Source organism: Oceanobacillus alkalisoli, from assembly GCF_022213125.1.
Taxonomy (GTDB): domain Bacteria; phylum Bacillota; class Bacilli; order Bacillales; family Amphibacillaceae; genus Oceanobacillus; species Oceanobacillus alkalisoli.
Genome location: NZ_JAKNRA010000001.1, coordinates 264,094 through 287,894 on the forward strand (window position 1 = coordinate 264,094; position 23,801 = coordinate 287,894).

The following is a 23,801-nucleotide window of genomic DNA, read 5'->3' on the forward strand; positions in this document are numbered from 1 at the left end:
GGTAGTTCGATGTTGCCCCAGGATGGGGTGAACTTAATCGAACTTCCATTCTCTCTTTGAGATAAAGGAAACACGGCGAACGTAGAGAGCCGATGTTTACTTTCACTACTTGGGTATAAGGGCGACTAAGCCTTACAAAGACCAAACGGCTAAGTCTTCTTTATCGATTGGAGGAGTGTGAAGTTTGGGACTGCGCACTGCTCGCCCCACCAAAAGATCTGCTAGTTGCTGGGCGCTGGAACCAAACATGGCCATTGCTAGCAACTATTATGGACCACAACTTCTTCATTTTAAAGTTTCCGTATAAATAAAAAAGTCCTCTATAAACACAACTTGTATGTTTATAGAGGACGTATGGGACCGCGGTGCCACCTCACTTGGAAAAGAACATTCTTTTCATCTCTTTTGGATACGGAAGGCTTATATTTCACCCCTTCGATACCCTATCCGTGTAACGGCGGAAACCCGTGCTTTCCTACTCAAGCAACAATTGCTTTTTCAGAAAACCTCTCGTAAGTCCATTCAACAGTCCGGGCGCGCTGGAATCTCACCATCACCAGCTCTCTGGAACGCTTGAAGCGACTGTTTACTACTCTTACTTTGCGATTTTTTATTTTTTAGTTTTTGACTATCCTTTATACGAAAACAAAAAAGCCCCTCATCCGAAAAAGGACGAGGGACCGTGGTACCACCTTTATTAGCTGTAAAAGCTCACTCAATATGTCGGGCAATATATGCCTAACATTTGTCTCAGATAACGATGAGACGTATTCGCCAAAGCCTACTTCAGTATCTGGTTCGGTTTGGGACTCAGAAGTCCATTCATTTATCAGATGCACACTGGTTCACACCAACCACCAGCTCTCTTCAGTGTCTGCATAAATTACTACTCTTCATCAACGCCGATTAATTAAATTATTAAAGATAAGATTAAGATAATTCCGAGAAGAAGTCAAGGGTTTTTTGAAATTATTTTATTTTTTTTGAAGCTTTTCCATTCGCTTCAACAAACACAAAGCAATGTGATCGTTCCATCTTGATTATTTTGTAAGTTTGCAACACACTAGCTTTATATCTTTTTATGATAAAGTGTAAGTTCATTCAGCAGGGGTATTACAGACCGTTAATGCGTGATAAAATATAGAAGATGCTTTGTAAGTATGTGATTCGACAATTTGGATAGAATAGATGCTATGATACTGGTATAGGGTGCTCTCGGCTTAGTCCTAATAGATTGGAGTGAGAGTTTGGCTTTTTTACGAAGATTGATTGTTTTACTCGTAGTTGTAGGATTGTTTTGGCATTTTTATGGAGATAGTTTTAAAGAGTCAGGAGTAAGCGGTGTTTTCCAAGATATTCAATCTGATATTTATCGAATCAGCGAACATCCTGTTGTCAGTAATACGGTCAGCTGGATTGATCAGGAGATCCGATTCCTTTCTGGTAAAGTTTCAGAATCCTTGCGAGATCAAGATACATCCTCCCCTTTGAAACAACCTGATTTATCAGCTCCTTCCGATCATTTATTTTCCATTCATAATATTGAACTTGGGGATACACGCGCTGATGTGGAAGCCCAGATTGGTGAACCTGAAAGAGCAACACGAAATGAATACGGTGTGGATTGGGTTACCTATCATAACAATTACCAGCATTTCATGATGGTAGCTTATGATGATCATGACCTGGTCAGTGGTTTGTATACCAATCAGGACTTACTTACATCAAGCAATGGAATTACATTCGAAAGCACGAGAGATGAAGTACTTTCCGTTTTACCTAAACCCCTTGAAACGATCAGAAAAGGGTTGGTAAATTACGAGATTCAGAACAATGGTGAGTTCCATACTTTCGATATTGATGAAAGTTATACGACAATATTTTATGATGTGCATCAGGAAAATAAAGTGACTGCCATCCTGATGATAGATAAACAATTGGAAAAACAGAAGAAAAATTACTTTGGAATGCCGAGCGATGAATTAAGAGAGGGATTCGAATATCAGTTATTCGATCTTACCAATGCTTCCCGGGTAAAGCATGGACTTTCCCTTCTCGCTTGGGAGGATTCGGCTCTCGAAACGGTTCGCGCTCATAGCCAGGATATGGCCGCAAATAATTATTTCAGCCATACAAACTTGGAAGGCATGTCCCCGTTTGACCGGTTGACAGAGGATGCGATTGCCTACAGAAGAGCTGGAGAAAATCTCGCTGCCGGTCAACAAAGTAGTATCTTCGCCCATGAAGGATTAATGAATTCACTCGGCCACCGTGAAAATAAATTACAGAACAGCTACCAAACACTTGCAGTCGGCGTCGCTTTTAACGAGGATTCACATCCTTTTTATACGGAAAATTATATAGCTAAGAACTAAGGCGTAAGCGCTCGGTTAGCAACGTACAAACCGTTCCTCCCAGGATGGAGGTAGTTCGATGTTGTCCCATACGTGAGCGAACTTAATCGAACTTCTACTCTTCTCTTTGAAATAAAGGAAACTCAGGCGACGATAGTAAGTTGATGTTGACTTTCACTACTTGGGTATAAGGGCGACTAAGCCTCACAAAGACCGAACGGCCGAGTCTTCTTTATCGATTGGAGGAGTGTGAAGTTTGATAGTTGCTGGGCGCAGAGCGGACGTGGCTAGTGTTCGTAACTTTAGTTATCAACATAAATTTTATATATTCACTTATATGCAACTAAACGGGGCGTTCATTATTCACTTGCTAATGCCCTTTTCTCCTGATGTTAATCATTCTAGTTATATTCAAGATAGTATGATAGGATAAAATTTAAAATAAAAGAGTTTTCACTAATTTTAATGAATTTCATAATACATATTTAATGCTTCACCATCACCATATGTAGTTGAGTTGGTTCGTTCCCAACTACATATGGTGATGGAATAGCCGACTTTGGTAATTATGAAATTCATTCATTTATCAAAAAATGGAACGTTATAGTGATAAGCGATTGAAAGGAGTACTTGCTTATGAAACATCCAGCGATTCAAATCATTTTCCGCATCCTATTTCTAGCTTTCGTTACCGTAATTGGGTTGTTTTTACTTTATCATTTTCTTAGGCTCACCTACCCTTTTCTCATCGCTGCTTTACTCGCCTTTCTCATTAACCCGATTGTCAATAGCATCGAAAGATATTTACGTTTTCCAAGACCACTTGCCGTATTAGCCGGTATTCTTTTTCTTATTGGAATTATTGGGAGCATCGTGACTGTCCTTGTCAAAAAAACAATTGATGGATTCTTATATTTGTCGGATTATATCCCGGATCAAATTGAATTGATTTCCATAAATACCCAACTATATTTCAATGAAGTCATTTTGCCATTATGGGACCAGGGGATTGGCTTTGTGGACACACTCGATTCTTCTCAGAAGCAAGCCCTTCAAGAAGGTATTCAGATTATTGGAAGTAATGTCGCTGCCCTGCTTGGCAGAATAGGCCAAGCGGTTGCAAATGGACTCTCCACCTTTATCGGTGCACTTCCGATTACTTTTACGGTTATTATCTTTTCTATTTTGGCGATCTATTTCATCAGCAAAGATTCCCATAAATATGCGAGGCTTTACAAAGAAAAGCTGCCACTTATTTTTCGGAAAAAGACTTGGAATGTACTGCATGACCTAAGACGAAAAATATTTGGTTTTTTAAAATCGCAAATCATTCTTATGATTCTCACCGCTCTCGTCAGTTTCATTGGTTTATTAATATTACAAGTAGAGCAATCACTTACGATTGCTGTGATTCTTGGATTTATCGATTTATTACCATACTTCGGTCCGGGATTCATTTTGATTCCTTGGAGTATTTATAGCTTCTTCACCGGAGATATATTTATGGGAATCGGCCTACTAATTCTATATGGTTCCACTGTAACCGTCCGGCAAATTGCAGAACCGAAAGTATTATCATCCAGTATGAAATTAAATCCGCTTGCGATACTCGTATCTCTATTTGCGGGGTTACAATTGTTTGGCTTAATCGGACTTATTATCGGACCAATTAGTCTTGTACTCGTGATTTCCTTGTATGACGCAAAAGTATTTGATGGGTTATGGGAATTTATTAAAGGAGAAGCTCCAACTCTATGATAAAATGAAACTTCATTCAGTGGGGGATTCTTTACTTCCCCACTGAATGTTAGTTGAACAGAATCAGGCATTTACGGACTTGTTTATCGCGCACCTTCACATTTTGGGTTTCCCTCCTGTTTAAGGGTGGGGGTATTACAGACCGTTAATGCGTGAGAAAAAACCCGCTTTTGTCGATATTTCCCGGGAAATATCAACAAAAGCGGATAACTTGCGTACTCCTTCACAAACTCTGTGGACTAGTCGGCACCAACCCATGACTGAAGTCACGAGTCTTCTTGATCAGAACCTAAACTAATTATAATTATCTAGTACAGCAGGCAATATTATTTCATCATGCCTCAACAATTGCATGATGAGTGTCAGCCCTCACAACGCCTTAACAAGTCCTCCATCCACAACTAGACTCTGGCCTGTCACATAAGTGTTCGTCCCAGACGCCAGGAAAACAACCATATTTGCAAATTCTTCTGGCTCTCCGTATCTCCCAATAGGAATGGAGCTTTCCGCTTTGTTCCGGATTTGTTCATAACTCGTATTTTGCTTATCTGCTTGAATCTCATCCAATTCTTGCACGCGATCAGTTGCAATTCGTCCAGGTCCAACCGTATTGATAAGAATATTATCTTCCGCAACTTCTTGAGATAGACTCTTCGATAACCCAACAATCCCTGCACGGAACGTATTCGATAAAATCAAATTATCCAATGTCTGTTTAATGGACGAGGAAGCAATATTGACAATCCTTCCCGCTCCCGATTCCTTCATGGAAGGTAATACCTCACGCGTAAGACGAATGAAGCTTAACAAATTCAATTCAAAAGCCGCCTGCCAGTCATGATCTGAGAATTTATCAAATGTACCTGCAGGCGGGCCGCCAGCATTATTAATCAGTACATCCACTTTTCCATTCCACTCAATAGCTGTTTCGACTAATCGTTTAATTTGAGATGCATCGGTGATATCACATGTTTCATAACGAACATTTTCATTACCTGATTTCTGCTTGATCTCGGCTACGGTCTGTTTCAGTTCTTCTTCATTCCGACTTGAAAGCAGGACATGCGCCCCTTCTTCTGCAAATTTTAATGCAATCGCTTTACCCAATCCTTTACTGCTTGCTGCAACAATGACGGACTTCCCTTTTAATTTCAGATCCATTCTTTCTCCTCCTTTAATGTATTTGATTAACAGTTAACTCGCATTTTTCAAAAACTGACTTCAATAATAGCATAACTCAAGTTTTGTCAGAGGAAATCGATCAGCTATTAAACAAAACCACCATTGATTAGGCGCCTAATCCATGGTGGTTTTGTTTAATCAATTTAATGAAATTCATTCAATTACTATTTTCTTTTTGTCCCGTTGTAACCCAGCCTCTTCGAATAGAGAAAAATACAATAAGAATAGATATTCCAACCGTTATCGTGACGAACAACCACGGGCGTCCATGCAGAATAAACATCGGCGAAAAGGTAATGAGCATAATTTCAACCGGTGCGATTGGTATATATGCTAAACCATATTCATCGAGCGTCTTACTCTCCATCTTCGGATCGACAATCCGCAGTAAAGCAATTGCCATCGCTACTGCACCAGTAATCCAGCCCCACGTAAAGATACCTTTTTCAAACCAATTTTCCTGGAAATAATTTTTAGAAACCACTTTATAGAAAAAGTAAGAAAAAAGGATACCGAATATAATCAGGATTGAAAATGGTACAATGTTCTCTGCTACAACTGTTAAGTTTATCGATGCGATTCCAAAAGCTACCAAGATATCTGTCGCACTGCCGCTTACTTTTCCTACAACGTTTTTGTCAATATAATGATCCACTCCAGCTTTTTGAATCATAATATTTAAAAATAGACCGACTAAGAACGCTAGAGAAAACGCTGGAATCGTAAGTTGCGGAAAGAGTCGCTCACCGAATTGACTTAAAAAATAACCCCCGGTTGCTACAAGCAACACGAGCGCCAGGTGAAAGACAAGGGGATCGATGGAAATACTGGAAACCGTATCATTCCCCATGGAAGTTCTTTTCTCTTTTGGCAATAGACCAGTCCGATATTCTGTAGGCAGTTCCTCGAAGCGTCTTATATAATTCGCTTCCCCCTTATTTGCCGCAGAACGGATTAAGAGCAGGCCTACTCCGATAGCAACAATTGCACCAATCGTTGCAGATGTCATTGCAAGTGAAGTAGCCTCTTCCCAGCCTTGCTGGGCGAAAGCATCACCAAGAGCAGCAGCAGTACCATGTCCGCCAACAAAACCAGCAGCTAACAGTAAACCAAATCCATCATGCACATTAAAGGTAGGGACGAGGAAAATTAAGGCGAACATTAAACCAATTCCCCACATCAATAACATAATAATCTGCGAGTACGACCAAAAACCGCCAACTTTATCCATGACTTTCCGCCAGTTAAATTTCTCTGATGATAATGGGATGGAAGCGAATACGATAGCAATCAGTACACTCGGGTATGTTCCAATAAAATCAGAAAACGGGATGATCTGAAAACCATTCGACCCCAATATCAAGCCCAAAATTCCGGCAATAATACTTGCCGGCATAAACGAACGTTGCAGGAATATTAACCTTGCACGTAAAACCATTCCTACTAACAGTAACAACGATAATAGTCCTAAATCCGTCAGGACATCCCATAAAGTAAACTCCATATATGTAACTCCCTTCTCGTGATGTAAGATAATATGGGTTAAAAAGAGGCACATGTAAACCATGTGTATTTTAAAAAAGTTTAAACGAAGGCAATCTAGCATAAGTTAACAAAATGAGGAAAACACGACTCGACTATTATAGCATAGTTTATCCAATCCTGTCTGTCACAACACGATTTTGGCAATATTTTGTCAAAGTTATAGAACATAAAAATCTCTTGTGTTTTTATAAAGTTGTTGGTAAACCGCTGTTTTATCGATTTGTTTTAAGCTTGCAATCATCTTAACTGATTCATGCATCATTTTTGGGTGGGTTTGTTTATTTTCGAATGGTCCGGAGAAAGGCCAAGGTCCGTCTGTTTCCACCATCAATTGTTCAAGCGGATATTGCATAACGATATGCTGAATTTTAGGCTTATAAACGATGTCTGGCGTTACGGAAATAAAGTAGCCATTCGAAAGCATTCTTTCTATCATTTTATCCTCTCCTTTAAACCAATGAAAATGTGCTTTAACAATAGAGTGTTTCTCAAGTAAGGAACATACAATAGGCGCATCTTCATAAACAGCATGGAGTATGATTGGTTTCCGCGTTCGCTTTGCAAGCATGATAAAATGCTCGAGCAGGTCGATATATTTTTCTTGTTCAAGATTTGTCTCCTGTCTTAAGTAATATGGCAGTCCAACCTCACCAATTGCGATCATTTCATGTTCATTTGCTAATATAAATTCCGTTAGCTGTGCGATTTCCTTTTCTGAAGGAAGCGTTTGTTCTGGATGAAAACCGAATGCTGGATGAATAAAATTATATGTATTAGACAAAGCGAGATTAGATTTTGCTGATTCAAGATTTTCCGAAACGGTGATAAGACAATCAATCTGAAACTTGTCCATTGACTTGATTATTTGCTTTTGTTCTTCAGGGGTATAGAGGTCAAAATGGATATGGGAGTCAATCAGTTTGGTATACATGTTTCGAACACTCCTTTCTGAAAGAGAGTTGCAAAATGAAGTGGAAAAATTAAATCTTTCCACTTCTTTTTGTGTACTCCCTGCATTAGAATTTCATTGCGCTCTATAAATATATGCATCTTTTTATATTGATTATTGATCGCATGTCAGGTAAATCGTATTCCTTCTATACTTTTCCGACCTGTTTGAACTGCTGTACCGATATCTTTTATTAAGTTATCCGACGGGCCAACTACTGATAAATTATCGAGCGTGATATCAAATCGCGTGTTGTCTTTTTTAATCTTATTTAACACGTCATAAATCGCTTCATAAGCTTTCAGCGGCTCATGCTCCTCCAACTTCCTCTGACGCGAATAAAAGGCGCCAACTATCCCTCTCTTCATCAAAGAGCCATAATGCTAAATGGACTGGAAAGTTAGATTGATCTAGCACAAGAATTAGCATATGACCTTTTTGAAGATCACTATCTACCAGTGTTCTTTTATCCATTGAAATACCCCTAGTATACATTAATATATTTGAGAGTGGCAATGAACGGTATATACTTATTATGTTTTCGTTGCAGAACATAAGCAAGTTAGTGAAGTTTAAGAATGATGGGTAGAAAAGCTCTGGAAAACTTTAAATAGCTTAGGTGAAATGAAGATTTCGAAGCGTATGGAAAGAAGAAAGGGTTAATTAGAAGAAAAATAAGAGAAGCGGGAGAAACAAACTCTCCAACCTCTCTTCTCATGACTTGAAACTATCTATACTTCACGGCCACGTTTTTTAGGGTCGTATAGTTATCCAGCGCAGCCCAGCCTTTTTCTCTGCCGAAGCCGCTCTTTTTATAGCCGCCAAATGGCATCTGAACACCACCGCCAGCACCGTAGTTGTTGATGAATACCTGACCGGAATCGATTCTGCTTGCTAAATAATGGGCCCGGTTAATATCCTTCGTCCAAACACCGGCAACTAACCCATATTCCGTACTGTTGGCTAATTCCAACGCCTCTTCTGTGTCTTTAAACGTAAATACGGTAAGCACTGGACCAAATACTTCCTCTTGGGCAATTCTGCTATTTGTGCTCACTCCATCGACAATCGTTGGCTCGATATAAAATCCGCCCTCGTAGCCCTCAACCGTCACTGGATTGCCGCCAAAGAGAATCTCTCCCTCTTCCCGTGCAATATTGATCATACCCATTACGCGGTCAAATTGTCTTTCATTTAAAATCGGACCAATATCTTTATCCTCGATACCAGCACCAATTGACAATTTCCCGAACTGTTCCAATACTTTTTCCAAAAATTCTTCTTTAAACGATTCCTCAACGAGCAATCGTGCTCCTGCAGAACAGGTCTGGCCCGCATTTTGAACTATCGAGCGGACAACACCGGCAACCGTCGCTTCAACATCACAATCGGCAAACACGATATTCGGTGACTTCCCACCAAGCTCTAATGTGGCGGGGACGACATTCGCCATTGCGGCCTGACCAACGGAAATTCCAGTTGCAACCGAGCCAGTGAATGTTACCTGGTTTATAAGTGGGTGACCTGCTAAAGCTGCCCCCGCTTCATAACCGTAACCTGTCACATGGTTGAACACACCTCTAGGCAAATCCAACTCAGCAAAAAATTCGCTGAGACGGAGCGCCGTGAGTGGTGTATCCTCCGCACTTTTCACAACAACTGTATTCCCAGTCGCGATTGCCGCAGCAACACTTCGGGAAATAATCTGCAGCGGGTAATTCCACGGAATGATATGAGCAGTTACCCCGACCGGTTCGCGTACGACATAATCAAGCAACCCGTCTTGAATCGGAATTGTATCTCCCATTACTTTGTCAGCCGCTCCGCCATAAAAACGGAAATAGCGAATTGCTGCATCCACATCGGCATACCCTTGGGAAAGCGGCTTTCCAACATCTGTCGTTTCAAGCTCAGCTAATTCATCCCTATTCGCCTGTAGCTTCTCGGCAATAGCAAATAAAATATCTCCCCGGTCAAAGGCGGAATATGTTCGCCATTCCTCCGAGCGAAAAGCAGCTGTGGCAGCTTGAACAGCCCGGTCCACGTCTTCCTTTGTGCCTCGCGGTATCTCCCCGATTTTCTCACTGCTTGCAGGATTCAGCACATCAATTATTGCACTATCTGCACTTTTCACCCATTCTCCATTGATATACATCTCATATGTTTTCAAGCGAACTCTCCCCTTTTTGTTGTAAGTTAAATATTTCTTCCTCCGTCAACATGTAAAACAGCCCCGGTAATCATTTCAGCTGAATCAGACAGTAAATACTTCACCGATTTAGCAATATCTGCTGGCTGCAGCAATCTTCCAAGCGGTACACTACTTTCAAATACTTCCTTTTTCGTATCATCGACACTGCCGCCTTCAGCAGTGAATTCACCAAGCATCGATGTATCAGCTGGTCCTGGATGGAGTACATTCGCAGTCACATGGTGCGGCGCAAGCTCAAGTGCTAATGCTTTCGTAAAGGACTCTACAGCTCCCTTTGAAGCGACATAAGCCTGCAGACCAGGCCGTGGCCGCGTCACGGAAACAGAACCGATATTAACGATTTTTCCACTTCCTTGCCCCTTCATATATTTGGCAGCTTCCCGGCAAGTTAAAAAGATACTTGTCATATTCACATCGATAATTTTTCGGTATTCAGATAAGCTGCACTCCTCTATCGGTGTCGCACTCTGCGCAATCCCATGAACATTCGCAAGTCCATCAACAGAACCGAACTTACGCTTTGCCTCTTCAAAAATATGCTGTACAGCAGCTTCGTCTAACAAGTCTCCTGCAACCGCTTGAAAGCGAGGGTTGTCTTCCAGTTCAGATAAGGCTGCAACATTCAAATCACATCCGATGACATTCGCCCCTTCTTCGAGCAAGGATTCTACCGTCGCTTTTCCCATACCACCACCGGCACCTGTTACGATGATTGTTTTAGTTTTAAATGTCATTCAAGCCCTCCTGCTTCCAGTTTATCTATGATTGCATTACCGACAGCTTGCGTTGAGGCATTTCCGCCAATATCTGGAGTCAATACTTTTTTCTCTACTAAAACTTCTTCGATTGCTCGCAGAACTGCATCATGGAGATCCTTTCTTCCCAAATGCTCAAGCATTAATGCGGCTGACCAGATTTGTGCGATTGGATTTGCGATGCCTTTCCCTGCAATATCCGGCGCTGAACCATGGACCGCTTCAAACATCGAAGGAAATTCACCCGACGGATTAATATTTCCAGATGGCGCAAGTCCGAGGCCACCGACAATTGCTGAGCCAAGATCAGATAAAATATCCCCAAAAAGGTTCGAAGCTAATACGACATCAAAAGTTTCCGGACGCTGGACAAAATAAGCAGCAAGCGCGTCGATATAATATCTTTCATAAGCGATATCTTTATTTTCTGCCGCCACCTCCTCAACAATCCGGTCCCAAAACGTCATTGTATGGAGCATAACATTCGATTTCGTTGCATTCGTCACCTTTTTCCTGCCATTTGCACGAGCATAATCATACGCAAATCTAGCAATCTGCTCGACGCCCTGCCGCGTCATCACCATATTTTGCAGAGCCATTTCCCGAGTTTCCCCATGAAACATTGCACCGCCAGAGTCCGTATATTCCCCTTCACTGTTCTCCCGGACAATAACGAAATCGATCGGCACTTCTTTTTTCAATGTACTTTCCAAACCACGCAGCAATTTAATCGGCCGGAAGTTAATAAACTGCTGGAAGTTTTTCCGAATTGGAAGAATCAATTCCCAAATCGATACGGGATCCGGTACGCGAGGATCTCCGATAGCACCGAATAAAATGGCATCGAATTCTTTCAGCTGTTCGAGTCCATCCTCAGGCATCATTTTCCCGTGCTCTAAATAATACTCGCTATTCCAATTGAATCTCTTCGTTTCAAAACGGAAACTAGAATCCATTTCCGCTAGCTGTTCTAATACTTTTACTGCTTCTCCTGTCACCTCAGGACCGATTCCGTCTCCAGGTAGCACCGCAATCTTGTATTCTTTCATCTCCATCATCCTCTTTTACCAAATCTATTTTAACTGCTGTTCATGTATTTTTGTTACGTGAATATCCGGCTTCCTGCCTTGGTTCCACTTCCCATCGAGCGCTCGTTCAATCTGGGCACCGAGCTGGAGCAATAGTCCATCCTGCCCTTGCTTGGCAAGTGCATGCATTCCAAATGGCAAACCATTCGGGAGTTTAGCCATCGGCAGAGAAATTCCCGGAATTCCACAAATATTTGCAATCGACGTATAGGAAAAAATACTCCAGAGATTGTGGAACCAGTCATAAACGGATGGATTATCACTCATCGTTAAATATTCTGTCGTTCCAACGAGTGGTGTCGGAAGCGCCATCGTTGGCGTAAGAATGATGTCCCACTCCTCAAAGTATGCAGCTGTTGTTCGCGATAGCTCATTAAAATGCGCTTGCATTTTTGCCCGTTCGCTATATGTTGCATGCCTGCCCTCTTCCCACACCCGGATGCACACCGGTTCCACTAAATGAGCAGGAGGCGTTTCTAAGTTTTGCCCTTCTAAAATTTCAGTAATTGTTTGGGAAAAATTCATAATGTACGCTTTCGTTTGTGCCTCGTATGCAAGATGAAAATCAATGTCTGGCACTGTCCATTCAACGTCATGTCCTAAGTTTTCTAAGAATTTTGCTGTCTTTTCGAGTTCAGCAACAATCTCCGGTGTCGCTTGATAGTCGCCCCATTCGTGGGAAACCGCTATCCGTAATTTACCTGGATCTTTTTTGATTAATTTGGTATAAGGCTCGTCCGGATACCAAAACGGCATGAATTCACCTGGAGCTCCACCTCGTGTATGTTCGACAAAAGCTGCCATATCACGAATCGTACGAGTCTGTCCTCCCTGACTCGACACAACACTCATTAAATCCGAATTATTCGGAGCTAAAGAAAAAATTCCGCGGGATGGCTTAAGTCCAATATTTCCATTCACTCCTGCTGGAATCCGAATCGAGCCGCCACCATCTGTTGCATGAGCAATCGGAACAATTCCAGCAGCGACAGATGCAGCCGAACCAGCGGAGGAACCACAAGTCGTATACCTAAGATTCCACGGGTTCCTTGTCACATAGAGATCCGGATTTTCCGCAGAACTGCATAAACCAAATTCCGGAGTCGTTGTCCTTCCCATAATATTCAAACCTGCTCCGCGAAACTTCATCGTAAGAAAACTATCTATCTCTGGACGATTGCCCTGCATGAGTAAAGAGCCCATCTCCTGAAGCCTGCCTTTTATTGTCGGTCCCAAGTCTTTCATTAAAAATGGCACACCCGCAAACACACCATCCGGATTCATTCCGTCTTGCAGCGGGTCTTCCATGACGTCTTCAAACACTTCAATAACAGCACTGATTTCAGAATTCAATGCCTCAATCCCTTTTTTCGCTTGATGTGCAACTTCCTCGGGGGCAGCTTCTTTTTTCCGTATCAACTCGGCCAATCCAGTCGCATCAAGCGCTGCCCATTCTTCCCAGCTCATCAATTCTTTCACAAGCCTTCACTCCCCTCTTCATTATCTCTAAGTTGCAAATCCCATCTCTTTCGGGGATCCAATCTATTCATAAGAGGCATGCCTGATTTAAACCTGAGCATGGCCTACCTATGCTCCTTTGTTCATATTTTGCGTTGGAAACTCGTACGCTTTTTCTTTAAAGATCAAACTGAAGACAACAAACACAATCAAGGATAGGAAAACCGGTACGGTAACCGTATGGACACCAAATAAATCCCCATATGCCTGGTTATAATAATGAATCGCAATATACGAACCAATTCCTGTAATCATCGATGCGATTGCTCCAGTCTTGTTCGCATATTTCCAATAAAGCCCCATAATGAGCGGCCACATGAAGGCCGATTCCAAACCGCCAAATGCAAAGAGATTTAGATAAATGAGTAATTCCGGCGGACTGATTGCAAGGACAAATGCAACAATCCCAATGACGGCTGTAACACCCATACTTACATTTTTGATTTGTCGGTCCGTTGCTTTTGGTTTCATATAGTTGATATACACGTCTTTTACAACGGATGAACTAACGAGTAATAGAAGCGAGTCTACCGTTGACATGATTGCTGCAAGTGGTGCAGATAAAATGATACCAGCGAGCCATGGTGGCAGCACTTCTAACGCAATGAGCGGAATCACTTGATCGGCCACTTCAACGCCAGGTAGGACTGGCCTGGCAAATACTCCAATCAGATGCATCCCAAGCATAAGTGTCCCTACAACAACTGTTCCAATGATAATAGCACGGTGCATCGCCTTCGAATCACGATAAGACATCGCACGAACTGCAATTTGCGGAAGAGCAACAACTCCGACTCCAACAAGAATCCAATAAGACGACACATAAGCGGCCGTCAACGAACCGTCATGACCGAACGGAGTAATCAAGTTTGGGTTGATCGCTGTTAAGTCAGCAAATATATTCGATAACCCGCCTCCAGCAATAATCACAGCGGCTAGAAGGAATAATGTACCAACGACCATAATGATTCCCTGCACCGCATCGGTGACAACAACTGCCCGGAAACCACCGATTGTAACATACACCAAAACTGAAACGGTGAAAATGAATAAGGAACCAATATAACTAATCCCGGTCAAGGATTGAATAAGATAGGCTCCCCCAACCCATTGGGCTGCCATCGCGGAGAATAAGAATACGATAATACTAAAAGCTGCAAGCAGAACAACCGCTTTACTCTGATATCTTTCTTTTAAAAAGTCAATCAACGTAACCGCATTATAGCGCCTTGCAACAATCGCAAATTTTTTCCCAAGGATAAGCAATACGAAATATCCGGTCGCAAGCTGAGACATGGCAAGCAGGACCCAGCCAAACCCAATCGTATAGGCAGCACCTGGACCACCAAGGAAACTGGAGGCACTTCCATATGTAGCAACCATTGTCATGGCAAGAAGCAACCCACCGAATTCCCTGCTTCCAAGAAAGTAATCATTTAAAAATCCGTCAGCTTCTGACATCTTTCTGCTTGACCACATACCAATAATAAAAATCGTAATAAGAAAAATTAATAAAGGGGTAACAACCGTCCAATTCATCCTTTCGTCACCTCATCTTTCTCTGTTTCTTCTTCATCCACTAACGAAATATCTTTCAAGAAAAATTTAACTACTAGAGCAACAAGGACAAACATCACTAGTGTTCCTAAAATCAAACTATAAAAAATCCATGCAGGAAACCCCATGACATATGTATACTCCTCCGGCGGCTTCGAGCCAAGTCCGTAAGCAAAACCGAACCACCAGACAAAGTTGAACAAGGCAAGCCCACACCCTATGAGCGCCTCCCTATTCGCGATGGCAAAGCGCCATTCCTGTTTTCTCTCTTTCTGTTCCATCCCAACACTCCTCTCCGAATTAATTGTGAACAATTTTTGTTTAGAAAACTTGGCATTCGCCAAGCCTTTACGGCGAATGCCTTAGTTGCACTTATGCAGTAAGAAAGGATTTATACTTTCTTACTGCCAAAAGCGACAACTATATTTCTATTATACTTATAATAATAACTATTTCCAGTATACTAATTGTTCAGACTTAATGCTTGACATGACAGAAATTTTCTGAATAAAAAAGAAGCAGGACGTTTGAATTACTGTCCCACTTCTAATTTTAAATCAACTCCCCATATATAAGGGAAATGATTGCTTTTTTATTGTCATTTGAATTCAATTACTTAGTTCCTGCTTCTAACGAAATATTTTACTCGCCTTCTGTTGCATCTTTACCAAGATAAGCTTGCAGATTCCATAGCTGGAAGTCAAGGTTGCTCTTATATTCAATTAGCATATCCTCTGTAACCGTATCTCCCTCATTTCCTGCAAGTTCAATCCCTTTTACCGTATAATCACGAATCGCACGGTAATCATTTACAAGATCTTCCACCATCTTATCCGCATGAATTTCTTTCGTATAAACCTTCTCCTCAATAAATGCATGTTCGCTAAATTCCTGGAGCGTGGAATATGGTCGTTCACCGAGTTGAAGCAGCCGCTCTGCAAATGAGTCAAAATAGCCAGTCGCCTCATTGTACAACTCTTCAAATTTCGCATGCAACGTGAAGAAATGTGGTCCTTTCACATGCCAATGGTATTGATGAAGTTTTACATACAATACTCCAAGATTTGCTACAAGATGGTTTACGGTAATCACTGCTGTTTCTTCTTGATGTCTGTGTGAATGTGCACGTTCAATTGCCATACTATCTCTCCTTTTTATTCATGCTCCATGTCCATATTAACTATTCCCTCTTTAGCCTCTTTAGAAACATGAAAATTTATTTAAGGAAGCGCGTTGCCTTAATACGGGATTACTGAGGGATCAAGAATCCCCTTATCCTTCTTCCGCTTCCCAGATCACAGGCTTTTCGACACTAATGCTCGTTTCACTATTTCATTCGTTTCCGTAATTGAAATAATTCACTTCCTCACCACTTGTATACACCAAGCCTCAAATAACGGTTCCCAGCTCAATTGTAACATAATCCCTATCAAGGAATTCCCTCTTATAACAGCAATATTGGATTCCCTTTTTTCATCATTTGTTTATACAGCTTCTGCCATCACTCCATCTGGTACTCCCGGTCTATTCCGCCTTTTCTCCCTGCGAACACAAGGATCTTGCGCGCCACGAGCCGTTCCAGAAATATACAAACAGGAGGAAATATTTTAAAATTTCCGCTTGTAAACCTGTCAGCTGGAGCACCATGATAACCTACGAGATAATGACAGATTTCGCTCGCTAAGAATTCTTTTCTGGTCAAATCTTCCAAATAGATTAGAATCCCAGCTTGTAAAGAGGGAGCCAGTTCCAAACTTCCCTCAATATAATCACTTTCCAGCATGTCTGTTCTACGTTTTGCCACTTCACGTTTTTTCCGTTTTTGCTGCATCGCAATCTCCTGACGTTCTTTTTCCAGACGCAGCTTCTCCTGCTCTCGGATAAATTGCCCGATTATCGTTCGTAACCGGCCGATTTGCCTATCGAGTAAAGGCACATCATAATCGAAGTGAAGCTGAATATCTTTCGGAACTTCCACTTCTTTCGGAATTACTTCAATTTGTTCGTCAACAAGTGACCAATGATCAGCGATTTTTATTAAAATTTCATCGCGTTCGTAATCGATCGTTTCAATACCTTTTATAATTTCTTTCACAAGCTGCGGCGAGATTCCTACATGTTCCTCAAAGTGAGTAATGCCAAACTTCTTCAATTCACTCGTTTCCGTGTTGAGAACGATATATTGATACCTTAAGGCCCGGCCACACTCACAGAACAGCTGTGGATTCTTATTCCAATCCGGGCCGGCATCCATATAATCCACCAGTTCCCATTCACTCGCAACTTTTTCGACCTCTGCTTCTGCAACACTTCCCGCTTTTCCTTTTGCAAGTACATTTGCAAATATTGTTTTTCTGCCCCGTTTCAAATGCGCATCGATAAAGTCTTTTTGTCTTTTATCCAGACTCTTTGTAATTGCATCACGTTCCTGCTGCGATAAATGATGGGCACGAATCATATTCCACATCCCCCTCCATTTAAAAATTGCCCGTCATACTCCTTTTTCATAAGGCTTAAGATATGACAGGCATTCATTATTACTCGATTACATCGATTATTCTTTTGCGGTTTTTGGAAATTGTTGTAGGACTTGTACCATAAATTTCGGCAAGTTCTTTTTGTGACTGGTTCGCTTGTCCAAGTACTTTTTGCTGGAGAACATAATCGAGGGCAGCTGCAAAACTCTCCGGCTTTCTGAATGTCGGATTTTCTTTATCCGTAAATGTCTTCCAGATTTTGAGTCCTTTCGTTATATGCTCTTCAGCCACTTCTCTTTCCTGCAATTTGCCTTCAAATATCGTGGCAACTTCCCCGTATAACGGGTTATCCCAAGTTTCTTCGTTAGAGTCCAAACTGGTATCTGACTCAGTATCTGAATCGGCAGTTTTCTCCATCGTTAATGCCATTGCTAAAACAGCGGGATATTCTCTTGTAAATGCTTCATCATTCAAAGCTTTCATCTCATCGATAAAGCCTTCATCCGCTCCGACCAACTCAAACATTGCTAGCAGGAATTCGTGCTTTTGCACAAACGGAAGCAGCATCCCGATTACAAAATCCCCTTCGTTCACACTACTCATTTCATATGCTCTCACCGTTGTTTCATCATTTGATCGGACATCACGTATATGAAACTTCTCATCTGTAATGGAAACAACCTCGTAAATGGATGGGGTAACTTCCTTCCATGCCATAAATGCCTGGTCCACTCGTGTGTCTTTCGCTTTATTTCGTTGAGTTTGATAGTAGATATCAAACACGGTCTCATCTTGTTCAATCGGTTCATGAATCATCGCCCAGGCAGTCAAACCTAGTCTATATAAATTCATTCGCCCCTCATCTTCAAGCGTAGCGAACTTCGGATGCTGTGAAATTATCTCTTCCAGTTCTACACGGTAGTTCTGCACCGCAAAACGATATAGTCCTTTATGAAGCTGGTCTAGTTGATTGTTAAACCTGGCTGGATCAATTGCCACGGCACGAGAAGCACCATGGCATCTCTTATATTTTTTCCCGCTCCCGCAAGGACACGGTTCATTTCTTCCAATCTTCCTCATTCATTGTCACCTCTAGTAAAGCTATAAAGCTTAGTTATCTCTTTATTATGGGCAATAATGATAAATAATTCAAGATTACTAGTAATTTAGAGTAAAAAAGTCATTATTTTTCCCAAAACTGGAAACAACGATACCCAATATGCGTCAAGGACACTGTCACAAATTTATCGAAAAAGATAAGCAGTTCACGCTTGACATCATCATTTAAATTGAAATATAGCCTTGTATCTCAATTCGTTACATGTTAAGGTTATATACGTTATTATTTTTTGTGATGCAGAACACAATAATTGTAACTTCTATGTGAAAATATGCACAGAATTGGAGATGATAGGTATGAGATCTGTTACTGCTACAGATCACAAAGTAGAGGAGAATAAAAGTGATGATTATTCATTAGGAAAAGTCCCTCGCGAGAAAAGAAATATGGGTTGGTTAAGCATTACCAATATCACTTTTGGTATTGCAACAGCAATTTTTTACTTCCAGATGGGAAGTGTAATGGCACTGCAATTTGGTGCAATCAACGCAATTATTTCTGCCGTATATGCGACAGTCGTAGCCGGGATATTAGGTACATTTATCGCTTACTTATCTGCAAAGTCAGGCATGAATGTGAATCTATTATCAAGAGGCGGCGGATTTGGATACATCGGTGCGTCATTAACCTCATTTATTTACGCCACAAACTTTATTATGTACTGTGCGTTAGAAGGCATGATTTTAGTCACTGCCGTCCACGAATTTTTTCCAGTAATCCCCGAGTGGGTATTAATTATCTTCTTTGGTTCTATTGTGATTCCACTTAACTGGTTCGGAATCAAGCAATTGGACAAATTGCAAAAGTGGTCCCTGCCACTATTCTTCCTGTTTCTAATTGCTGCAATTGTAATGACTGCATTAACTCCTTCAGCCTATGAAGGAAGCTTCTGGACGTATATGCCTGAAGGTGTTCAAATCGGCGGAACAGCGTTGCTTCTATGTATCGGAATGCAACATGGTATTATGGGACTGACACCATTATTAGCCTCAGACTATGCCCGTTTCTTAAAACCGAAAGATACGAAAGTCGGTATCTTTGCAATTGGATTCATTCCTCAGATTTTCTGTTTCGGTGTAATGGGCGGTTTAGGTATCTGGTTTGGTGTACGTCTAGGTGAACCGAATCCCGGTGTCTATATCGTAATGCTGCTAGGTATCGGTGGGGCCTTATTTACGATGTTGACCCAAATTAGAATTAATGTAACGAATATCTATAGTGGTTCACTATCCTTATCGAACTTCTTTGAAAACATATTCAACTTTAAGCCCGGCCGACGTTTCTGGGTTGTTGTAACAGGAGTAGCCTCCATCATCTTAATGCTCGGAGGAATTGTCGATCACCTTGAAACCGTCATGACATTCCAAGGTGTCTTCCTATTAACATGGGCAGCAATTTTAGTGACGGATGCCATTATTGTGAAACGCATGCTTAAAATTGGTCCAGGCTATTACGAGGCTAAACAGCGGTATCTTTATAGATGGAACCCGGTTGGCGTTGTCTCGCTTGTAGTGGCGAGCGGTTTAGGTACAATTGCCGCGCTCGGCGCTTTCGGTACTTTCTTACAAAGTACTGCTGCTTTCTTTGCCGCGATTCTAGCTTCCATTCTGACAGTTGTTATCGCTGTTATGACAGATGGTAAATATTATCTGAAAGCAGAAGACAGAAATGTGGATCAAGAAGATTTTATTGCTTAGTTTTAAACCTTTTTTACAGCCAAAAACAGAAAGATGCCTCCATACATTGGGGCATCTTTTTCTTATGCTTCTTTATATTCAATTAAAGACTAACACTTTTTTCTGAAACACTCTTCATTTCACCATTCATTATTCGCTGCAGGATTTCTTCCTCCAACAACGCAAGCTTCGGATCAGATAATTGTCGTGGCCGAGGATTTGCAATAGTGATATCAAGACCAATATTCCCATCCTCTATCAGAATAATCCGATCCGCCAAACGGACTGCTTCCCTCACATCGTGTGTTACAAGCAACGTCGTAAAACCCAAGTTACTCCAAATGGTTTCAATTAAATTCTGCATTTCTAATCGTGTAAAAGCATCAAGTGCACTCAACGGTTCATCCAACAATAATAATGACGGTTCATGAATCAATGCTCGTGCTAAAGCTACCCGCTGCTGTTGACCTCCAGATAAGGTAGATGGCCATTCATCCTTAAAATCTATTAAACCTACTGCTTCTAGCACGCGTTCTGCCTTTTCAGCCTCCTTACCTTCTAGTCCGAGACTAACATTATCTATCACCTTTTTCCAAGGTAAAAGTCTTGAATCCTGGTACATCATAGTAATATTTACGGTTGATTCATCAAGTGGAGAATGATTGTATAATAACTCTCCCTCCGACAACTTATCTAGTCCTGCTATAATACGTAATAATGTACTTTTCCCACTCCCGCTTTTTCCTATAACAGCAATGAATTGTCCTTTTTCAATGGATAGTTGGATCTCCTTTAAAACCTTATTTTTACCGAACGATTTACTAGCATGCAGCAGATCGATTTGAACAGCGTGAGGACTCAACTGCTTTACATCATCATTTTCCGTTATAACTTCGCTAGCCAATTTATCCACCTCATTTATTTTAAAATACATCTATCTGCTCATCTATAGCTTTCATTCCATTTAAGCAAACGCTTTTCGCCAAATCTTGCTGTTAAATCAGCCAACTTTCCGAGCAATGCATAAATAATTATACTCAGGATGATAATATCTGTTTGCATGAATTCTCTAGCATTCGTTGCTAGGTAACCAATCCCCACTTGAGTTGGGATGGTTTCTGCTATAATCAGCGTCAACCACATGACACCAAGTGCATATCTAATTCCAACAAAAATGGATGGAAGCGCCCCAGGTAGAAGGATATTTTTGAATAGCTTCCAGCCTTTAAGCTTATACATTTTCCCCATTTCAACCAATCCAGGGCTGACATTTCGAATGCCGTGGAATGTGTTCACATAAATCGGGAATAATACACCTAGCACGACAAGGAAAACCTTTGAACTTTCACCAATACCGAACCAGACAATCACTAAAGGAAGAAGTGCTAAATGCGGAACATTCCTGATCATTTGAATTGTCGTGTCTGTATAACGGTAAGCTTTATTAGAAAGTCCATTTAAAATTCCGAAAATAAAACCAATCGCACCGCCGATAATCATTCCTAGACCCGCGCGACCAAGGCTCGCCATAATATGATTAAATAGTTCTCCACTAATCGTTAATTCCCATGCACTTACTATCACACTTAACGGCGAAGGGAATAACGTTTCCGAAACAACCCCAGAACTAGCAATTACTTGCCAGCCTATTAATAGGATACTCGGAATAATCCAAGGTTGTAATTCGTCATACCACGTTTCTTTCATTTGAATCTTCCTCCGCCCTATTTATTCTCCGCCTACTGGCATTACTTCTGAAACATCAATTTCTTCAGGAATCAATCCGATATCATAGTATACATCTGCCTGTTTTTGCTGGGTGTCAATAATCTCCTGGGTAATTGGCGTTGCACCAAACGTGCGACGGGCAATTTGCTTCCCAATAATTTCCTCACTAATTCCTAAACTATCTGATAGAAGTTCAACAACTTCTTCATTATTTTCATTCGCCCACTGATCTGCTTTATCAATTGTTTCTAGAATAAGGTCAAGGAGTTCTGGGTTCCCTTCCGCAAAAGTTGTGCTCGCGAAATAGAATGTACGGTTCGGATATTCATAATCTTCCCCTGCCGTTAAGGAAATCGTATCCAGTTCCCCCTCTGCAGAAGCCAGATAAGGGTCGTAGGATGCCAGTGCATCAACCTGACCTGTTTCAAAAATAGTCCTTCCTTGTCCTGCATCTTCTGGGAAAACCCACTCTACATCATCATTTGTTAATCCAGCTTTTTCAAGTGCTAGAACAGTCAAGTATCGATGATTTCCGCTTTCTAATGCCGCTATTTTTTTCCCTTTCAAATCTGCAACAGATTCAATCCCCGATTCTTTTAATACGAGCAAACCAACACCTTCTGGGTTAGGAGCATCTGCACCAACATACACAATTGGTTTGCCTGTGGCTTGAGCAATAATCCCCGGTCCGTCAGCTGCATGCCCATAATCAATTGCACCAGCATAAATCCCCTCCATTAACGTACCGCCATGGGTGAACATCTCCCATTGAACCTCATAATCCTTTTCAGCCAACGCTTCCTCAAGAAATCCAGTTTCTTTTAAAAGATGCAACGTGTTCCCTTTTTGAAACCCAACTTTTATAACATTTTCACTTTTATTACTAGATGTATCAGATGCTTCTGTCCCACATCCTACCAAAAATAGCACTGTAGAAATTAATATAATACCCAGCTTCAAAATAAACGTATTTCTCATCGTTTTCAATCTCCTCATTCTTTATTAGATAAAGCGATATAATGCATTCTTCACTTCAAATTGTTCTTTTTCCCTTGCGCCTGTAATATCCACGAGAAACGGCTTCTCTCCTCTTTCCGCTAACGTTTCTGCAACAAGTCCATCTGCAATTGGACTATAGAACGCAATGTCTCCTCCGGTCAGTTTTAACTTTTGTCCTTTCGCGTTCAAGGATTCGTCAACAAAGCTTTCTCCCTTTTCCAAATCCAAATAATTCGACCATTTTTCAACTGTCGTATCTAAGTTTTGAACAGCAAAACCGATAGAAGATAATTGAAGATCACCTTTCGGGTGCGGGGCTATCGTTTTCTGTTCCACTAAATCAGCTTTTCGTTCATCATCCGAATCATCCCACTGAATAAAAAAAGGCAGTTCCAATTCTTCATTCTCTCGTCCTGCAAATAATAGTTTCCAGCTTACGACACTGCCGTCTGGCCTTTGTCTACTGAGAGGAAAGGGACCGAATACTTCTAGACCAAGCGATTTAAAGCGCTCTGCCTCCATTTCAAGATCAAGAGAACGAAGTGCAATTCTTGATAGTCCAATTGCATAATTATCTTTTTTAAACGTATCTCTTAAACTATATTTTTCAGCAGACTCTTCTGCTAAGCTCTTATCTACCAAACCAATAAGCTCTAAATAACTTAAATCAAAATAGCTAAGCGTGTTATATGTCCCCCCGTGCTCATGCCTTCCTCCATTTACCACATGCAAACCATGCTGTTTTAAACTTTCCCTCGCCTCTTCAGGACTTCCGACAAAATGTACTAAATGATCAAATTTAAAAGTCATCTGTTTCTACCTCCGCCTAAACGATTTCAATATTTTATGATTATTGATATCTTAATGTGATTATTCCTATTTG

21 protein-coding genes and 2 other annotated features are annotated in these 23,801 nt (G+C 41.2%); of the genes, 3 read left to right on the forward strand and 18 right to left on the reverse strand.

Going from position 1 to position 23,801, the window contains the following annotated elements; all coding sequences use genetic code 11:
* Positions 1 to 343 precede the first annotated feature (343 nt).
* Positions 344 to 612 (reverse strand) — a binding site (T-box leader).
* A gap of 53 nt (positions 613 to 665) precedes the next feature.
* Positions 666 to 909 (reverse strand) — a binding site (T-box leader).
* Positions 910 to 1,247: 338 nt separating this feature from the next.
* Both L3V42_RS01255 and ytvI read left to right on the forward strand, forming a co-directional pair.
* Positions 1,248 to 2,375 carry a CAP domain-containing protein gene (locus L3V42_RS01255; protein WP_238471062.1) on the forward strand — a complete coding sequence of 376 codons (1,128 nt, stop codon included), beginning with the start codon at positions 1,248 to 1,250 and terminating at the stop codon, positions 2,373 to 2,375.
* A 615-nt stretch (positions 2,376 to 2,990) separates the two neighbouring features.
* Positions 2,991 to 4,112: a sporulation integral membrane protein YtvI gene (ytvI, locus tag L3V42_RS01260; RefSeq protein WP_238471063.1), complete on the forward strand. Its 1,122-nt coding sequence runs from the start codon at positions 2,991 to 2,993 to the stop codon at positions 4,110 to 4,112.
* 369 nt (positions 4,113 to 4,481) lie between these two features.
* Here ytvI and L3V42_RS01265 read toward each other — a convergent pair whose 3' ends face one another.
* The 14 genes from L3V42_RS01265 to L3V42_RS01330 form a co-directional block, all read right to left on the reverse strand.
* Positions 4,482 to 5,273 carry an SDR family oxidoreductase gene (locus tag L3V42_RS01265; RefSeq protein WP_238471064.1) on the reverse strand — a complete coding sequence of 264 codons (792 nt, stop codon included), beginning with the start codon at positions 5,271 to 5,273 and terminating at the stop codon, positions 4,482 to 4,484.
* Positions 5,274 to 5,451: 178 nt separating this feature from the next.
* Positions 5,452 to 6,798, reverse strand: a complete 1,347-nt coding sequence (locus L3V42_RS01270; RefSeq protein ID WP_238471065.1) for a sodium/glutamate symporter — start codon at positions 6,796 to 6,798, stop codon at positions 5,452 to 5,454.
* A 198-nt stretch (positions 6,799 to 6,996) separates the two neighbouring features.
* Positions 6,997 to 7,770, reverse strand: a complete 774-nt coding sequence (locus L3V42_RS01275; RefSeq protein ID WP_238471066.1) for a TatD family hydrolase — start codon at positions 7,768 to 7,770, stop codon at positions 6,997 to 6,999.
* 146 nt (positions 7,771 to 7,916) lie between these two features.
* Entirely contained in the window at positions 7,917 to 8,111 is a 195-nt protein-coding gene (locus L3V42_RS01280; protein WP_238471067.1) for a hypothetical protein, read from the reverse strand.
* Entirely contained in the window at positions 8,098 to 8,262 is a 165-nt protein-coding gene (locus L3V42_RS01285) for a hypothetical protein (RefSeq protein ID WP_238471068.1), read from the reverse strand. Before L3V42_RS01285 ends, L3V42_RS01280 begins: the two co-directional genes overlap by 14 nt.
* Before the next feature lie 253 nt (positions 8,263 to 8,515).
* Entirely contained in the window at positions 8,516 to 9,958 is a 1,443-nt protein-coding gene (locus tag L3V42_RS01290; RefSeq protein ID WP_235763670.1) for an aldehyde dehydrogenase family protein, read from the reverse strand.
* Between the two features lie 26 nt (positions 9,959 to 9,984).
* On the reverse strand, positions 9,985 to 10,734 hold the full coding sequence (locus L3V42_RS01295; RefSeq protein WP_235763669.1) for an SDR family NAD(P)-dependent oxidoreductase: 750 nt from the start codon (positions 10,732 to 10,734) through the stop codon (positions 9,985 to 9,987).
* On the reverse strand, positions 10,731 to 11,804 hold the full coding sequence (locus L3V42_RS01300) for a tartrate dehydrogenase (RefSeq protein WP_235763668.1): 1,074 nt from the start codon (positions 11,802 to 11,804) through the stop codon (positions 10,731 to 10,733). Before L3V42_RS01300 ends, L3V42_RS01295 begins: the two co-directional genes overlap by 4 nt.
* Before the next feature lie 24 nt (positions 11,805 to 11,828).
* Complete coding sequence (locus tag L3V42_RS01305) at positions 11,829 to 13,322, reverse strand: amidase (protein WP_238471069.1); 1,494 nt, start codon at positions 13,320 to 13,322, stop codon at positions 11,829 to 11,831.
* Between the two features lie 108 nt (positions 13,323 to 13,430).
* Complete coding sequence (gene panF, locus L3V42_RS01310; protein ID WP_238471070.1) at positions 13,431 to 14,900, reverse strand: sodium/pantothenate symporter; 1,470 nt, start codon at positions 14,898 to 14,900, stop codon at positions 13,431 to 13,433.
* Complete coding sequence (locus L3V42_RS01315) at positions 14,897 to 15,199, reverse strand: YhdT family protein (protein WP_235763665.1); 303 nt, start codon at positions 15,197 to 15,199, stop codon at positions 14,897 to 14,899. Before L3V42_RS01315 ends, panF begins: the two co-directional genes overlap by 4 nt.
* A 361-nt stretch (positions 15,200 to 15,560) precedes the next feature.
* Entirely contained in the window at positions 15,561 to 16,058 is a 498-nt protein-coding gene (locus L3V42_RS01320) for a Dps family protein (RefSeq protein ID WP_235763664.1), read from the reverse strand.
* A gap of 361 nt (positions 16,059 to 16,419) precedes the next feature.
* Positions 16,420 to 17,376, reverse strand: a complete 957-nt coding sequence (locus tag L3V42_RS01325; protein WP_238471071.1) for a DUF3895 domain-containing protein — start codon at positions 17,374 to 17,376, stop codon at positions 16,420 to 16,422.
* Positions 17,377 to 17,455: 79 nt separating this feature from the next.
* Positions 17,456 to 18,475 (reverse strand): YecA family protein, encoded by a 1,020-nt coding sequence (locus L3V42_RS01330; protein WP_238471072.1) that lies wholly within the window; start codon positions 18,473 to 18,475, stop codon positions 17,456 to 17,458.
* Between the two features lie 336 nt (positions 18,476 to 18,811).
* Here L3V42_RS01330 and L3V42_RS01335 point away from each other — a divergent pair, with 336 nt between their 5' ends.
* Entirely contained in the window at positions 18,812 to 20,212 is a 1,401-nt protein-coding gene (locus L3V42_RS01335) for a purine-cytosine permease family protein (RefSeq protein WP_235763661.1), read from the forward strand.
* Positions 20,213 to 20,294: 82 nt separating this feature from the next.
* Here L3V42_RS01335 and L3V42_RS01340 read toward each other — a convergent pair whose 3' ends face one another.
* From L3V42_RS01340 to L3V42_RS01355, 4 genes are read right to left on the reverse strand one after another with little or no spacing between them, the layout of a single operon-like run.
* Entirely contained in the window at positions 20,295 to 21,095 is an 801-nt protein-coding gene (locus L3V42_RS01340; RefSeq protein WP_438822772.1) for an ATP-binding cassette domain-containing protein, read from the reverse strand.
* A 38-nt stretch (positions 21,096 to 21,133) separates the two neighbouring features.
* Entirely contained in the window at positions 21,134 to 21,898 is a 765-nt protein-coding gene (locus L3V42_RS01345; RefSeq protein ID WP_238471073.1) for an ABC transporter permease subunit, read from the reverse strand.
* Between the two features lie 21 nt (positions 21,899 to 21,919).
* Complete coding sequence (locus tag L3V42_RS01350) at positions 21,920 to 22,897, reverse strand: aliphatic sulfonate ABC transporter substrate-binding protein (protein WP_238471074.1); 978 nt, start codon at positions 22,895 to 22,897, stop codon at positions 21,920 to 21,922.
* 24 nt (positions 22,898 to 22,921) lie between these two features.
* Complete coding sequence (locus L3V42_RS01355) at positions 22,922 to 23,728, reverse strand: VOC family protein (protein ID WP_238471075.1); 807 nt, start codon at positions 23,726 to 23,728, stop codon at positions 22,922 to 22,924.
* Positions 23,729 to 23,801 lie beyond the last annotated feature (73 nt).